Below are 15,176 nucleotides of genomic sequence, written 5' to 3' on the forward strand. Positions count from 1 at the left end.
TTTTTATAAATTATAATCCTAATTTTAATGTAAATGTAAGTTGCTTTGCTAAAGGACTTGCAACTCCACCAGAGTTAAAAAATTCTGGATCTTGCCCGTTTAATTTATCATCTGAATATAATAGTAATAAATTAGTAGCTTGTAATTTTAGTGATAAGCTTTTAAGGCTTAATCTTTCTACAAGATCATTTGGAAAATTATAAGCTAAAGAAACTTCTTTAAGACGGATAAAATCACCTTTTGCTATTCTAGCATCAGAATAATTATACGCATTATATGCTGTTCTTAAATTAAATGCTCCAATTTCTTGAGCCTGTCTTGTTGTTGCAATAACAGGTACATCTGTTCTGTTTTCATCACCAGGTAACACCCATCTATTTTCAAATTCTCTTGGTAAAGCAGATAAGTCTGAATATGATGAACTAAATACAGGGTTTAATCTTATTACATTACCAAACGAATACGTTGTAAAAATATTTAAACGTAAATTTTTATATTTAAAGATATTTCCAAAACTACCTACATCTGTAGGATCTGCAGAACCTGAATATTTTAAAAAATCTAATTTATCTCTTTCTTGAAAATTAACATCTGAAATAGAGGTATTACCATCTTGATCTAAGAATGTAGGTAACCCTTCATCGTTTAACCCAGCAAAAGGAATTGAGAAAATTGCTCTTACAGGAAAGTTTTCTCTAGCAAAACCATATCCAGTAACTAAATCGATTACTCTTTGTTGAGATTCTAATTTGGTTACTTTGTTTTTTGTTTTAGAATAGATAAAACTTGTTTGCCAAGAGAAGTTATCCGTTTTTATAGGAGTTCCTGATATAGCTAATTCTAAACCACTTGACTCCATTTCTGCAACGTTACCAAATTTTGTAATTTCACCACCTATACCTTGTGTATTAATAGGCCCGATAAGATCAAAATTATTCCTTTGATACCAGTCCATACCTAAACTTAAACGGTTATTAAAGAAGCCTGCATCAAGTCCTAAATTCAATTCATGTTTCTTCTCATAGGTTAGTTCGCTATTTTCTAAAGAACTTACAAATAAAGCGCTTTCTTTTACTCCTGCAGACGGTCTCCAAGGGTTAAAACTTCTAATGTCAGCTAAAGAATTAGACACACTTTCTGGCCCCCTATCTGCAGTTAAACTGTAAGAAGCTCTTAGTGTAAGATTTTCCAAAGGACCTAAGTTTTCGAAGAAATCTTCTTCGTGAACATTCCAAGCACCAGATACGTTCCAAGTAGGTAGCCATCTAGAACTAGTAGCTTTTCCTAATTTATTTGATCCTTCGTAACGGAAAGTACCATTAACAGTATAACGTCTTTTCCATGAATAAGTAGCGTTTCCGAAAAAAGCTAAATTTCTATATTTTGTATTACCTACACCGTAATAAAGGTTGTTTTCTTCAACTCCTTTTTTAAATAATTCATATCCATAAAAAGGTACTTCGCCTAATGAGTACTGTAGTCCCCATCCTGTAAAATTAGTTGTACTTCTATCAGCTGAATTCATTTCTGCTCCAGCATAAAAGTTTACAGTATGATCGTCTTTAATAACATCTTTATATGAAAAAGTACCCCTAAGGTCATATCCTAACATATCATAATCTGTTTTTCTATAAATACCACCTTCTGGTAAAACACTTATAGGTACAGCAAAAGGATCATCTGGGTCTGTGTATAAGAATGTATTAGAACCTCTAATTATTTCGTTACCCATAGCTCTGAAAGCATTTGCTTGATTAGAAAACTCTGTTGTATTGTGTTCTAATGAAGAAGTTTGGTATTTTAAAGCCCCTAATACACTTAAATTTACTTTTGAATTTACTTTATACTGTAATTCTCCTTGAAACTTTAAGTCCACAATGTTAATATCAATATAGTTTTCTTCTAATTCATTAGCTATATTAAAATCAGTATAGTTTCTTGTATAATTCTTATTTGGATCTAATGCTCTTGAAGAGTTTAGCGCAAAAGAATATGGATTTATATCAAAATCTCTTTTTACCGTACCACTTACAACATCAACATCTCTAGACAATGTACCTGGTGCTTTTTGTTTTCTATAAGAACCTGTACTAATAGTATTTAAAGTTAATTTATCTGAAACTTTAAAGATTGATTTAAAATTAGCTGTATAACGGTTAACGCTACTTGCTTTAGTCCATCCTGGATCTACTAAAGCACTTAACGAAGCATAGTATGTTGCTCTATCAGTTCCTGAGGACATGTTAATAGAGTGATTTTGCATAGCATTTACATTAAATAATTCGTTGAACCAATTGGTGTTTCTAAGTTCTGCTTTTCTTAAAAAAGCAGCTCTACCCTCAGGGGTATTTTGAACAAGGAAATTTCCGTTTGAATCTAATTGATTAAATGATTGGTACATTTCACCGTACACACCACTATCTCTAGCATTAGCGACACTTCCATAATTTAACCATCCACCAGTACGCATTTCTTCGTATACAGACATTTGCTCTTGAGAATTCATAATGTTAAAATCATTATAAGAAGGTCTCATTCTGTAGGTAGTTTCATTTGTATAGTTTATATTACTAACACCCGCCTTACCTTTTTTAGTGGTAATAACAATAACCCCTGCCATTGCACGTGCACCGTAAATTGAAGTTGCAGAACCGTCCTTTAAAACTTCAAAACTTTCAATGTCATCAGCGTTTAAACCAGCGATAGAAGAACTAATTAACGTAGTTGCATCTCCAGAAGATAAATCACCTGCAGAGATGTCAATTGCATCTTCTAAAATAATTCCATCAACAACCCATAAAGGTTTAGAGTTACCATAAATTGATGTTGCACCACGAACTCTAATTCTTGGAGCAGCACCAAAAGTTCCCGATACATTTTGTACAGTTACACCAGCAGCTCTACCTTCTAATGCTCTACTTATTTCTGGAACACCATCTAATTTTGCATCTACTGCTTTTATAGAGGTTGAGGCTCCAGTAAATAACCTTTTATCTGTAACTGTCATACCAGTAACAACAACTTCCTCAAGAAGATTACTGTCTTCAGTCATAACAACTCTAATAGGAGCGACTGAGTTAACTGTCTTTTCTACAGTTATCATTCCAACAAAACTAAAAACAAGTACACTTTTTAATTTTGTTTTAATAGAGTAATTTCCATCAAAATCTGTTTCAGTACCTTGTGTAGTACCTTTAATTATTACTGTAACACCAGGCAATGGCCCAGATTGATCAGAAACAACACCTTTAATGGTTAGGTCTTCCTGTCCATAGGTGAGTTGAAAAGCTAAAATAAAAAACAGTATCAGTGTTTTTGTAATTTTGTGCATAAAATTAAATATTTGAATTAGTATTTGTAAAATATCCCTTTTATCTAAAGCAATGGAACATATTTACTGCTATTTTTGCTGGTTAATATATTTAAATATTAGAGTAGAAATAAAACACTCTATTAAAAACCTTAAAAATTAATGATTTAGTCTTGTATTTATTTATAGTATATTAAAGATGAATTAGGCTGTGAAAGTAGTGAAAAAATAACAATTTAACTTTTTTTTATGAGTTTTTTTAAAAAAAAACAAAAAAGATAAAAATGAATAAACGAATTTTAACATGGTATTTAAAAAACAAAAGAGATTTGCCTTGGCGTAAAACTAAAGATCCTTACTTGGTTTGGTTAAGTGAAATTATGTTGCAACAAACAAGAGTAGCGCAAGGATTACCGTATTTTATGACCTTTACAAGTGAGTTTGACACAGTGTTTGACTTGGCAAAAGCCGATGAAAGTAAAGTGCTTAAATTGTGGCAAGGTTTAGGGTATTATTCAAGGGCAAGAAACCTACATTTTACAGCTAAACATATAGCTAACGAACTTAACGGTGTTTTTCCGAAAAACTATAAAGAGCTCATAAAATTAAAAGGAGTTGGAGATTATACAGCTTCTGCAATAGCATCTGTTTGTTACGATGAGCCTGTGGCGGTTGTTGATGGAAATGTGTATCGAGTTTTGGCGCGTTATTACGGAATCAGTACGCCAATAAACTCATCACAAGGAATAAAGGAGTTTAAAGAATTAGCACAAACATTAATTGATGTTTCTCAACCAGGAACTTACAATCAAGCAATAATGGATTTCGGTGCAATGCAGTGTAAGCCGCAGAATCCGCTATGCGATTCTTGTCCGTTATCTGAAAGTTGTATTGCATTAGCTAAAAAACAAATTAAGGAACTTCCTGTAAAAGAGAAGAAAATCAAAATAAAAAAGCGTTATTTTAATTTCTTGGTGGTTATTACAGATGAAAAAAAAACAATTATAGAGCAAAGAATAGGTAAAGGTATTTGGCAAGGAATGTATCAATTTCCGTTAATTGAAACAAAAGAACCAGTATCTGAAACAGCATTAGTTGCTAGCGAGCAATTTTCATTGCTTTTTCCTAAAGAAACCTTATTGTCGTTATTTAATAAAGAAGATATTGTTCATAAATTATCACATCAGCATTTATTTACAAAATTTTGGATTGTTAAAATTTCAAATACCGAAGAAAAAACTATTTTATGGCAAGATATTAAGCAGTATCCTGTGCCTGTTTTGATAGATAAGTTTTTGAACGAATTTACAGAGAACAAATAGTAAATTTTGTATATTTGATTTTATACAGTAAATTATGGCAGGTACAATTAATAAAGTTATTTTGATAGGTCATTTAGGTGATGCTGTAAAAATGCATTATTTTGAAGGCGGTAGCGCTATTGGTCGTTTCCCTTTGGCAACAAACGAAACGTACACAAATCGTCAAACAGGCGAGAAAGTAACCAATGTAGAGTGGCATAATATTGTTGTACGCAATAAACTGGCAGAAATTTGTGAGAAATATTTAACAAAAGGAGATAAAGTGTATTGTGAAGGACGAATTAAAACACGTCAGTACGAAGCAGACGGTCAAAAACGTTATGCTACAGAAATTCAGATACAAGAAATGACTTTTCTAACAACAAAAAAAGACTTAACTAACGGAGGTTCTAATACCGAAATAGTACAAAAAAATAATGCTGCACCTAATGTAGCACCACGAAATAATGATGATTTACCATTCTAGTTTACTTAAATTATAAAAATTGGATACAGAACCCAACTCCTTGTTTTTAGTCTTGTCAGCCATTAATTGGTTAACAACAATAAACTGTTTTGCATTACTTTTTTTATTAGTTTGCTCAGCTTTGGTTTCAGGAACCGAAGTAGCTTTTTTTTCAATATCACAAACTCAATTAGATGAGCTTTCATCTTCATTAAAAGGAAAAAGCACCGTTGTATTGCTTCTTGAAAATCCGAAGAAATTATTAGGAACAATCTTAATAACAAACAATTTCATAAATATTCTTATTGTACTAATATTTGCTTCCTTAGGGGAGGTTTTTTTTAGTGGACTTTCTAGCGGAATAAAATTTTTAATAGAAGTTGTTTTAGTAACTTTTTTAATTTTATTGTTTGGTGAAGTATTGCCAAAAGTATATGCGACCAGAAAATCAATGAAATTTGCTAGTTTTATGGCTAAGCCTATTCAGGTTTTAAATATTCTTTTAACTCCGTTAAGCACGCCACTTATAAAGTTAACTAGTATTGTAGAAAATAAGCTAGGTAACAAAAATAACAATCTTTCTGTAGAGCGCTTGTCACAGGCTTTAGAGTTAACATCAAGCGGAGCAACAACAAAAGAAGAGCAAAAAATTTTAGAAGGTATTGTAAGTTTTGGTAATACTGAAACGGTACAGATTATGAAACCGAGAACTGATGTTTGTGCAATTGCAGACGATACTTCGTATGAAGAGGTTTTAAAAATGATTTTAAAAAATGGTTATTCAAGAATCCCTGTTTATCACGAAAATATAGATAATATTAGAGGTGTTTTATATGCAAAAGATCTATTGGCATATTTAAATAAAAAGAGTTTTCAGTGGCAGGAATTATTGCGCGAAGCTTTTTTTATACCAGAGAATAAGAAATTAGATGATTTATTAAGTGAGTTTCAGGAGATGAAAAAACACTTAGCAATTGTTGTAGATGAATATGGCGGAACAAGCGGAATTGTAACGCTAGAAGATGTTATCGAAGAAATTGTAGGAGATATAAATGATGAATTTGATGATGATGATTTAACATATTCTAAAATTGATGAAAACAATTATATTTTTGAAGGTAAAACAACTATTAAAGATTTTTGTCGTGTATTAGATGATAATGATGAAGAGAAGTTTGAAGAGTTAAAAGGAGAAAGTGAAACTTTAGCAGGTTTTATTTTAGAGGTATCTGGTAAGTTTCCTAAAAAGGGGGAGAAAATAATCTTTAATATTTATACGTTTACTATAGAAGCATTAGATAAGAAGCGTATAAAACAAGTAAAAGCAACACGAAATGCATAAATTTTTATTGTTGATCTCAGTAATGTTATTATTAAGTTGTGGTGAAGAAATTTTGCCAAAACCTAAAGGTTATTTAAGTCTTGAGTATCCAGAAACAGCATATAATAAGTTAAATAAAACAAGACCTTACCGTTTTGATGTTGCAAAAAACGCGACGGTTACAAATTTACCGCAAAATTGGTTAAAAATACAATACCCTAAATTAAAGGCTTCGGTAGATATTACGTACCGACCTGTAAATAATAATTTAAAAGAATTGCTAGTTGAAGCTGAAAAATTGGTTTTAGAGCATACCGTAAAAGCCGACCATATTTCTTGGAGAGATTATGCAGATGCAGATAAAAAAATATATGGTAAAATGTGTGAAATATCAGGAAATGCGGCCTCTCAAATTCAATTTCATGTTACCGACAGCACAAATCATTTTTTAAAAGGATCGCTGTTTTTTTACACAAAACCTAATTACGATTCTATTTTACCAGCAGTTGAATATATCAAAAAAGATATGATTCATATGTTGGAAACCTTAGAGTGGGAGGATTAATTTTTGTTGAAGCTATTTCCCGCTTTCCGCACTCGCTCTCTGCGAGGAGCTCAAACAAATGCTACAATCGGGGCTAGAAATTTCATAAAGTTTCGTTACTTCGAACTTATTCTTTCACACTCCTATTTTGTAGTAATAAGTAAAATTGTAATCCGAATAAAATAGCTCCAGAAAGTAAGTGTATTGCTTGCGTTCCGATAGGAAAATCAGCATAATACATTAAAATACCAGTCATGGTTTCTAAAAAAATCAAGAACACAATCCAGTTTACTAATTTGTACCCTAAGTTTTTAATTTGATTTAAGTAAAATATTCCCATATTTACCAATACGATTGCAATGGTAAACGAACGGTGAAAGTAAAACTTAAAACTGGGATTTAGTAAACTATACTGTTTGTTGTCGAATCCGAATAATTTTACTTGCTCATCAATAAATTGACGAACTTGAGTTCCGAGTGCAATTTGAACTAAAGAAAATACTACAGAAACGATTAACAATTTATTAAAAAGCGAATTGTATTTACTTTTATTTGTCTCTTCGTGCGTAGCTGATATATTTTTAGCTTTAGAAACTATAAATAGCAACCATAATAGCAAGCCAACAATAACTAAACCACCAACCATGTGAATGGTAATAATAGTAGGTTTTAAGTTAGAATCTACCACAGTTTTACCTAGCCAAGCTTCAAAAAGCATTAAAAAGAAAGCTCCGAAAGATAAAAGTGTAATGATTTTCTTTTCTCTCCAAAATTTAGTGGAAACGAAAATTAAAAACAAAAACGGAATTCCAGCCAAAGCAGAAGCTAACCGGTTGATGTACTCTGTCCAAGTATGAAATTTATTAAATTTTGCGTAGCTGTGCTTGGTGTATTTAATCCAATTATTATTGTTAAACTCTACTGTTGTTTTCACATCACTCTCAGCAACGAATAAAACCTCGTTTTTAACGATTATCATTCCTTGTTTATATGAAGTGTTGGGTTGCCAAGTAATTTGCTCTTCTGAGGTTGGTGGAATGTAATACCCGAAACATTTTGGCCAATCTGGGCAGCCCATTCCAGATCCTGTCATACGAACTACAGAACCTGCTAAAAAAATAAGGTATACAGCAATCAATGAAATTTTGACTATGAGCGGAAAATGTTTTTTCATCAGAAGAAAAGTTTTTACAAAGATAAGATAATCGCATAAAAAAAGCCCCTCAAAAGAGGAGCTTGATTTTTATTTTTAAGACCAAATTTATGCTTTTTTCTTAGCATCACCTTTTGTGCAACATTCTTTTTTACAGTCGGCATCACAGGTTTTCTTTTCTATGTTTTTTTTCGCACAACAAGCCATGGTGCAACCTTCTTTGCATTCTTTTTTACTTGTTTCTGAAGCTTTGTACATGTCGCCACTACCAATTCCTTCCACAAAAGCAATTAAATCGGCTTTGTTTGTAATGTTTGCATCATATTTTACATTGGCAATACTATCGTTAAATACCACGTTAGCTTCTAATACTCCTTCTTTTTTAGATAAATCAGATGCTATTTTTTTAGCACATCCTATTTCGCAGGTCATTCCTGAAATATTTAAAGAAAGCTCTTTTGTATTTGCAGCAACTTCAGTTTTTTCACCTTTAGTAGCGTCATCTTTCTTTGCTTCGTTTTTGCATCCAACGGACAAAAAACTAACAAGAGTTAAAACGAATATTATTTTTTGAATTTTCATTATTTTAATTTATTGAGTTATTTAGCAAAGTTATTAATAAAATCAAATTTATAGATATTAATAAACGAATTTTGTGCTTAAATGAATTGAAAATGAATAATCAACAACGAAAATGGTTCTATTTAGTAGTTCTTTCACTAGTTTGGGGAAGTTCTTTTATTTTAATGAAAAAAGCATTAATAAGTATATCGCCTATTCATGTGGCTGCTTTACGAACTTTTTTTGCTGCTATTTTTGTGATTATAGTTGGTTTTAAAAGTTTACGAAAAATAAAAAAAAGACATTGGAAATATGTTTTCATAAGTACTTTAGTAGGTACTTTTTTTCCAGCATTTTTGTTTGCATACGCAATTAAAGGAATCGATAGCTCAATAGCATCAATATTAAATTCACTAACACCATTTAATACTTTTATTATTGGTGCTTTAGTGTTTGGTTTTGCTTTTAAGAAAAGGCAGTTTATAGGAATTTTTATAGGTTTGGTAGGAACGCTAATTTTAATTTTAAAAGGAGCAGACTTAAATCCAAATCAGAATTATTGGTATGCTTTGTTACCTATTATTTCTTCAGTGGGTTATGCGTTTAATGTAAATATTATAAAGAAATATTTACATGATTTAGATGGACTTACTATTACTACTGGGCACTTTTTAATAGTGATAATTCCTGTGTTAATAATATTAGGTTGTACAGGCTTTTTTACTGAGTTCGAATTAAATTCTGAAACTAAGCCAGCGTTATTATATATAATTGTTTTAGCGCTTTTAGGAACGGCAATGGCAAAGGTTATTTTTAATGATTTAGTACATATTTCTTCGCCAATTTTTGCTTCGTCTGTAACTTATTTAATTCCGATTATAGCAGTAATGTGGGGAATTATTGACGGTGAGCAATTAAGTGTAATTCAATTGCTTGCTGGTGGAGTTATCTTATTTGGAGTTTGGATTACAAATAGATCAAAATAAAAGAGAGCCAAAACTTTCGCTTCGGCTCTCTTATTTATTTTAACATTTTTCTATTTACTGAAAATCGGCATCAGAAACACCTTCGTTAATTTTTATTTCTTTTACAATGAATTCCATTTTCATAGGTCCGTTTGTTCGGGTAACTTTGTGCGCGAACTTAATCCCTTTGAATTCTTTATAATCAGAAAAAGTTGTTGGAACTTTCATTTCTCCTTGAGGGCCTTTTGCCGTTTTCACTTCTTTTATCTTTAGTCCAGAAGCCACGTCATAAAATATTTCAGATTTACCATATTTAATGACATAAGCATTTTTACCATCAATAGGTTCTACTCTTAATAATTCACCCTTTTTGTAAGCTAAATCTGTAAAAGGAGCTGCTGTAGATTTTGCTTCATCCAACTCTTCACCAGCCATTTCTTTTTTCTGACCTTGAGCTTCTTGATAGCCTTTATCTCCATTAAAAACTACTTTTTGCATTACATTACCCATCATAGAAACTAATACTAATGATTTATTAGGAGCTACATTTTTTTGAACTAAATTCAATTGCATTCCTTGTATTTTGGCATCAGAAGAAATCATTAATGATTTTACAGCTGCAACTTTGTCTTTACCTCCAATTGCAGTAAAATATTTATCTACAACATTAGCAGAAGTCATTCCTGCAGGAACAGGTAGTGTCATTGCAGGCTTAGTAGTAGGATTTCCTTCAGTATCGAAGTAGTTGATTTTATAATCAGAATTTTTTTCTAAATTCTTTAAAACCTCAATTCCTTTACCAGTAATTATAATACGAGCTTTATCACCTCTAAAATATTTAATTGCTGCATTTTGAACATCGTCTAAAGTTACAGCGTTAATATTTTTTAAGTAGTTTTCATAAAAATCTGCAGGCAAGTTATAAAGTGCAATGTTTAAAGCATAACGTGCAGCAGTTGCTGGCTTTTGAACCTCCATTACAAAATCACCAACATATTTAGCTTTGGCATTTTTTAATTCTTCAGCAGATACTTTTTGATAACGAATTTTGTTGATTTCTTTTAGAATTTCTACAACAGAACTATCAGTTACAGCATTACGAACACTTGCTGTAGCCCTAAATGTAGCAGCATCTCTGCTTTGCCTAACACTAGAGTAAGAACCATAAGTGTACCCTTTATCTTCACGTAAATTCATGAATAAACGAGCAGTTCCGCCACCACCCAAAATACTGTTTGCTAATAAAGCAGCATAATAATCTTTATCACCTAATTTTAAATCAATGTTATTTGCAACTACAATTTCTGATTGTACTGCATTAGACATGTTGATAAAGTTAATTTCGGTAGTATTTACGTTTTCTGGCTTAGAAAAAGCAACCGCAGGTACATTTCCTTTTTTCCAGTCACCAAACAACTTTGTTACCATTTTTTTAGTTTCTGAAGGATCAATATCTCCAACAATTACTAAGTAAGCATTATTTGGTTTGTAATAGGTGTTAAAATTATTCTGAACATCTGTAAGTGAAATGTTACCGATAGATTCTTTGGTGGTAAACTCACCAAAAGGGTGATTTTTACCATAGATTAAAGCACCTTCAACTCTTCTAGCGATAGCTGTTACACTTTTTTCTTCAGATTTTAATCCGTCTAAAGTAACTTTAACCTCTTTGTCGAATTCTTCTTGAGTAAACTGAGAGTTCTTAACTCCGTCTGCCATTAACCCTAATACTTCAGGAAAGTATTTTTTTAATGATGCAGCAGCAGCTCCAGAACTAAAAAAGTTAACACGAGCACCAAGATAATCTACCTTTTCGTTAAACTCATCTTTTGTAATATTTACTGTTCCGCGGCCTAATAAACTTCCCATCATACTAGATACACCTGCTTTGTTCCCTTCAATAACAGCTTTGTTATCAATAGTTAAACTTGCAGAGGCTCTTGGTAATTTATGGTTTTCAACCATTATAACCTGTAGCCCGTTTGGCAATGTAAATTTATCAACTTTACCTAATTGCACTTTTGGTGCTGGTCCTGGCTTGGGTTGTACGCTTCTATCTATCTGTGCAGTTGTAGCAAAAGACATTGCTAAGATTGCGATAAGTGATACTATTTTTGTCTTCATAATATATTATTGTCTTTTGATTTATTTCTTTTTTGGTAAATATTCTAAAACTAATCGTTGATTAGGGTTTAAATATTTTTTAGCAACCTCTTTAATTTCTTCACGAGTAATTGAACGGTAAATATCAATTTCTGTATTAATTAAATTAGTATCTCCATATAAAACATTGTAACGAGCTAATGAATTTGCAATTCCTTCAACACTAGCGTTAGCGTTTACAAAATTGTTTTCGAATTTGTTTTGTAATTTTTGATATGCCTTTTCAGAAATCAAATTGGTTTGAATTTTTACAATCTCTTCATCAATTTCTTTAGTTAAATCAGTTAAGGGTGTTTTTCCTAAAGGAAGACCGTAAACAATATACGTTCCGTAATCTTCTTGATTAGAACTAAAAGCACCAACTTGTAATGCCATTTTTTTAGTATCTACTAATTTTTTATATAAAACAGAACTTTTACCATCGCTTAAATAAGTAGAAATCATATCTAAAACTCTAGCATCTCTTGTTTTCATAGATGGAGTTCTGTAGGCATTAACTATTGCAGGTATTTGAATGTTAGCATCGTATGCCTTTGCATTTATTTGCTTGGTAATAGGGTCTTCTTTTAAGAAAGTTCTAGTTATTTCTGCACCTCTAGGAATTGGGCCAAAATAATCTTGTACCATTTTCTTAGTTGTTTTAATATCAATATCACCAGCAACAACTAAAGTTGCGTTATTAGGAACGTAGAATTTTTTATTGAACGCTAAGAATTCAGCTAAAGTAGCATCATCTAAATGTTTCATTTTTCCAATAGTAGTTCCTTTATAAGGGTGTTTTTTAAAAACGTTCTTTTTAACGTTCTCTAAAAAGCTACCGTAAGGTTGATTATCTACACGTAATCTTTTTTCTTCTTTTACAACTTCATTCTGAGTATCAACTCCACCTTGGTTAATAACGGGGTGTAATAAACGCTCAGATTCCATCCATAAACCTAATTCTAAGTTGTTAGAAGGAAATACTTCGTAATAATATGTTCTGTCGTCGGTTGTATTTGCATTGTTTTTACCTCCGTTAGAAGAAACAATTTTAAACCAATCTCCTTTTTTAATGTTTTTGGTTCCTTCAAACAGTAAATGTTCGAAAAAATGAGCCATTCCTGTTCTGTCTGGCTGTTCATCTTTAGCACCAACATGGTACATTACAGCTGTTGTTACTACTGGTGCAGATTTATCTTGATGCAAAATTACATGCATTCCATTACTTAAATCGTACTCTTCAAAGGCTACTTTTTGTGCATTAGCAGCAAAGCCAATAAACAAAACAGCACTAAGAGTTATAATACTTTTTTTCATTGATAAAATTTTAGTTTTAACTGATTTTAATATATGTGACGTGAAATTAAGATATTCGTTACACTAAAAAAGGCAGAATAAATTATTTTTTATAAACTGAAGATTAATTTACTGAATTAAAGCTTGTTTGTTGTAAAAAATGTATATTTGCATCCGCATTTTCACTAAGAAAGTGTAAAATAAGTATAACGCAAAACAAAAAGTATGTACGCAATCGTAGAGATAGCAGGGCAGCAATTTAAAGTAGCAAAAGACCAAAAGGTATTCGTACACCGTTTACAAGACGCAGAAGGATCAGAAGTAATTTTTGATAATGTAATGCTAATTGAAGACAAAGGGAACGTAACTATTGGCGCCCCAGCTATAACAGGTGCAGGAGTAACTGCAAAGGTATTACGTCACTTAAAAGGTGATAAAGTAATCGTTTTCAAGAAGAAAAGAAGAAAAGGTTACAAGAAGAAAAACGGACACAGACAGTATTTAACTGAGATTCAAATCGAAGGAATTGCTGCATCTGGTGCTAAAAAAACAGTAACTAAAGCAGCAGCTTCTAAGGAAGAAGTGAAAGCGGAATCTAAGGACTTAAGTTCAATGACTGTTGCTGAATTAAAAGCTTTAGCTAAAGAAAATGGTATCTCAGGATATACTTCTTTAAAGAAAGCAGAATTAATTGAAGCGTTAAGCAAATAATTAACTTTAAAAACTTAGAGAGATGGCTCATAAAAAAGGTGTCGGTAGTTCGAAGAACGGTAGAGAATCAGAATCGAAACGACTAGGAGTAAAGATTTTTGGAGGACAAGCTGCAATTGCAGGAAACATTATTGTTCGTCAAAGAGGAACAACTCACAACCCAGGTGAAAATGTTTACATGGGAAAAGATCATACTTTACATGCTAGAGTTGATGGTGTAGTTGAATTCAGAAAGAAAAGAAACAACAGATCATACGTTTCTATAGTTCCTTTCGAGGCTTAAGAAATTTTTGATTTAATAAATTAAAGCTCAAACACATGTTGTTTGAGCTTTTTTGTGTTTTAAAACGAAATTAAATTTAGTGCAAAAAAAAACACTACTATAAAGTAATGCTTGTTTTTTTAATTTCTTATTGATTAATCCCCCAATTTATCAATATGATTCCCTTGTGTATTATGACGCAAATATATAATGTAAATATATTTTATAAAGCCACTAATGTGTAAACGGCATTAATTTGTGTATAAATGGTTTTTGTATTGTTTTTTTAGGTAAGTTTTTATGTTTTTTAGACAGTTTCTTCATTTTTTACGTTTTATTATTACATTAATATCAGTTACATTTGGTAGAAATACTACTATATGTTAAAAGCTATAATTGTTGATGACGAGCCTAAGGCTATACAAGGGCTTACTTGGGAATTGTCTAATTTTGACACTGATTTAGAAGTTATAGAAACATTTACTGATGCAGAGGAAGCTATAAAATATATTAATAGTAACTCTATAGATTGTTTGTTTTTAGATATTGAAATGCCAACAATGGATGGTTTTCAATTGCTTGAAAAATTAGATAAAAAAGATTTTGCAATTGTAATTACAACAGCTTATAATGAGTATGCTATAAAGGCTCTAAAAAATGAAGCAATCGATTATTTGCTTAAACCTGTAGATTCTGATGATTTGGAAGAAACATTAAATAGAATTAAAAGTCATTACGTTAAAAATAATAGCCACGAAAAATTCGAGCAAATACTTTCAAACTTTAACAAGAAATTTAAAAAAAGAAAAATAACAATAAATACTGATGGAAAATTAATTTTCTTAGAAGAATCAGAAATTTTATTTGTTGAATCTGATGGGAATTATTGTTCTATTCATACCACCAACAATAAAAAAATTGTAGTAACAAAAAAGTTAAAAGAAATTAATTTATTACTCCCAGAAGAACATTTTTTTAGAATTCATAATTCATTTGTTATCAATTTAAATAAGATTAAAGAATTTTTAAGGTCGGATGGTTATGTGATTTTAGAAGATAATCATAAAATACCTGTTTCACGCCAAAGGAAGTCTGACTTTCTAGAAAAATTTTAAAAATGAAATCCTTCCATATAGTATTCTTA

General features: G+C 31.2%; 13 protein-coding genes. 8 read left to right on the top strand and 5 right to left on the bottom strand.

What is annotated here, in order from left to right:
• Nucleotides 1-10: 10 nt before the first annotated feature.
• Nucleotides 11-3,331 (bottom strand): SusC/RagA family TonB-linked outer membrane protein, encoded by a 3,321-nt coding sequence (locus AC28QF_RS02800; protein ID WP_488200876.1) that lies wholly within the window; start codon nt 3,329-3,331, stop codon nt 11-13.
• Nucleotides 3,332-3,588: 257 nt separating this feature from the next.
• On the opposite strand from AC28QF_RS02800, the gene mutY reads away from it, so the two are divergent.
• The 4 genes from mutY to gldD are packed head-to-tail and all read left to right on the top strand — an operon-like array spanning nt 3,589 to nt 6,963.
• A complete protein-coding gene (mutY, locus tag AC28QF_RS02805; RefSeq protein ID WP_488200913.1) occupies nt 3,589-4,632 on the top strand; it encodes an A/G-specific adenine glycosylase in 1,044 nt (347 codons plus the stop codon).
• Between the two features lie 34 nt (nt 4,633-4,666).
• On the top strand, nt 4,667-5,098 hold the full coding sequence (locus AC28QF_RS02810; protein ID WP_488200875.1) for a single-stranded DNA-binding protein: 432 nt from the start codon (nt 4,667-4,669) through the stop codon (nt 5,096-5,098).
• A gap of 19 nt (nt 5,099-5,117) precedes the next feature.
• Nucleotides 5,118-6,419: a gliding motility-associated protein GldE gene (gene gldE / locus AC28QF_RS02815; RefSeq protein WP_488200874.1), complete on the top strand. Its 1,302-nt coding sequence runs from the start codon at nt 5,118-5,120 to the stop codon at nt 6,417-6,419.
• Entirely contained in the window at nt 6,412-6,963 is a 552-nt protein-coding gene (gene gldD, locus AC28QF_RS02820) for a gliding motility lipoprotein GldD (protein WP_488200873.1), read from the top strand. The genes gldE and gldD overlap by 8 nt, the downstream gene beginning before the upstream one ends.
• 106 nt (nt 6,964-7,069) lie before the next feature.
• Here the strand turns inward: gldD and AC28QF_RS02825 are convergent, their stop codons facing one another.
• Both AC28QF_RS02825 and AC28QF_RS02830 read right to left on the bottom strand, forming a co-directional pair.
• On the bottom strand, nt 7,070-8,116 hold the full coding sequence (locus AC28QF_RS02825; RefSeq protein ID WP_488200872.1) for a COX15/CtaA family protein: 1,047 nt from the start codon (nt 8,114-8,116) through the stop codon (nt 7,070-7,072).
• A gap of 87 nt (nt 8,117-8,203) precedes the next feature.
• Nucleotides 8,204-8,677 (bottom strand): cation transporter, encoded by a 474-nt coding sequence (locus tag AC28QF_RS02830; RefSeq protein WP_488200871.1) that lies wholly within the window; start codon nt 8,675-8,677, stop codon nt 8,204-8,206.
• 92 nt (nt 8,678-8,769) lie between these two features.
• Here AC28QF_RS02830 and AC28QF_RS02835 point away from each other — a divergent pair, with 92 nt between their 5' ends.
• Nucleotides 8,770-9,642 carry a DMT family transporter gene (locus AC28QF_RS02835; protein ID WP_488200870.1) on the top strand — a complete coding sequence of 291 codons (873 nt, stop codon included), beginning with the start codon at nt 8,770-8,772 and terminating at the stop codon, nt 9,640-9,642.
• A 54-nt stretch (nt 9,643-9,696) separates the two neighbouring features.
• Here AC28QF_RS02835 and AC28QF_RS02840 read toward each other — a convergent pair whose 3' ends face one another.
• Nucleotides 9,697-11,745, bottom strand: coding sequence for an insulinase family protein (locus AC28QF_RS02840; protein ID WP_488200869.1), 2,049 nt, complete (start codon nt 11,743-11,745; stop codon nt 9,697-9,699).
• A gap of 21 nt (nt 11,746-11,766) precedes the next feature.
• A complete protein-coding gene (locus tag AC28QF_RS02845) occupies nt 11,767-13,080 on the bottom strand; it encodes a M16 family metallopeptidase (protein WP_488200868.1) in 1,314 nt (437 codons plus the stop codon).
• Between the two features lie 204 nt (nt 13,081-13,284).
• Here AC28QF_RS02845 and rplU point away from each other — a divergent pair, with 204 nt between their 5' ends.
• The 3 genes from rplU (at nt 13,285) to AC28QF_RS02860 (ending at nt 15,147) form a co-directional block, all read left to right on the top strand.
• The gene (gene rplU, locus AC28QF_RS02850) at nt 13,285-13,770 is read left to right on the top strand and encodes a 50S ribosomal protein L21 (RefSeq protein WP_488200867.1); all 486 of its coding nucleotides are present in this window, start codon (nt 13,285-13,287) and stop codon (nt 13,768-13,770) included.
• A gap of 22 nt (nt 13,771-13,792) precedes the next feature.
• Complete coding sequence (rpmA, locus tag AC28QF_RS02855) at nt 13,793-14,053, top strand: 50S ribosomal protein L27 (protein ID WP_488200866.1); 261 nt, start codon at nt 13,793-13,795, stop codon at nt 14,051-14,053.
• A gap of 359 nt (nt 14,054-14,412) precedes the next feature.
• A complete protein-coding gene (locus tag AC28QF_RS02860; RefSeq protein ID WP_488200865.1) occupies nt 14,413-15,147 on the top strand; it encodes a LytR/AlgR family response regulator transcription factor in 735 nt (244 codons plus the stop codon).
• Nucleotides 15,148-15,176: the final 29 nt, after the last annotated feature.

Source organism: Tenacibaculum sp. M1.3A (assembly GCF_057732375.1).

Excerpts from the sequence above, each read along its gene's own strand:
- AC28QF_RS02835 (WP_488200870.1), top strand. The coding sequence starts at position 8,770 with ATGAATAATCAACAACGAAAATGGTTCTATTTAGTAGTTCTTTCACTA.
- AC28QF_RS02825 (WP_488200872.1), bottom strand. The coding sequence starts at position 8,116 with ATGAAAAAACATTTTCCGCTCATAGTCAAAATTTCATTGATTGCTGTA.
- AC28QF_RS02840 (WP_488200869.1), bottom strand. The coding sequence starts at position 11,745 with ATGAAGACAAAAATAGTATCACTTATCGCAATCTTAGCAATGTCTTTT.
- rpmA (WP_488200866.1), top strand. The coding sequence starts at position 13,793 with ATGGCTCATAAAAAAGGTGTCGGTAGTTCGAAGAACGGTAGAGAATCA.
- rplU (WP_488200867.1), top strand. The coding sequence starts at position 13,285 with ATGTACGCAATCGTAGAGATAGCAGGGCAGCAATTTAAAGTAGCAAAA.
- AC28QF_RS02845 (WP_488200868.1), bottom strand. The coding sequence starts at position 13,080 with ATGAAAAAAAGTATTATAACTCTTAGTGCTGTTTTGTTTATTGGCTTT.
- AC28QF_RS02810 (WP_488200875.1), top strand. The coding sequence starts at position 4,667 with ATGGCAGGTACAATTAATAAAGTTATTTTGATAGGTCATTTAGGTGAT.
- AC28QF_RS02860 (WP_488200865.1), top strand. The coding sequence starts at position 14,413 with ATGTTAAAAGCTATAATTGTTGATGACGAGCCTAAGGCTATACAAGGG.
- AC28QF_RS02800 (WP_488200876.1), bottom strand. The coding sequence starts at position 3,331 with ATGCACAAAATTACAAAAACACTGATACTGTTTTTTATTTTAGCTTTT.
- AC28QF_RS02830 (WP_488200871.1), bottom strand. The coding sequence starts at position 8,677 with ATGAAAATTCAAAAAATAATATTCGTTTTAACTCTTGTTAGTTTTTTG.
- gldD (WP_488200873.1), top strand. The coding sequence starts at position 6,412 with ATGCATAAATTTTTATTGTTGATCTCAGTAATGTTATTATTAAGTTGT.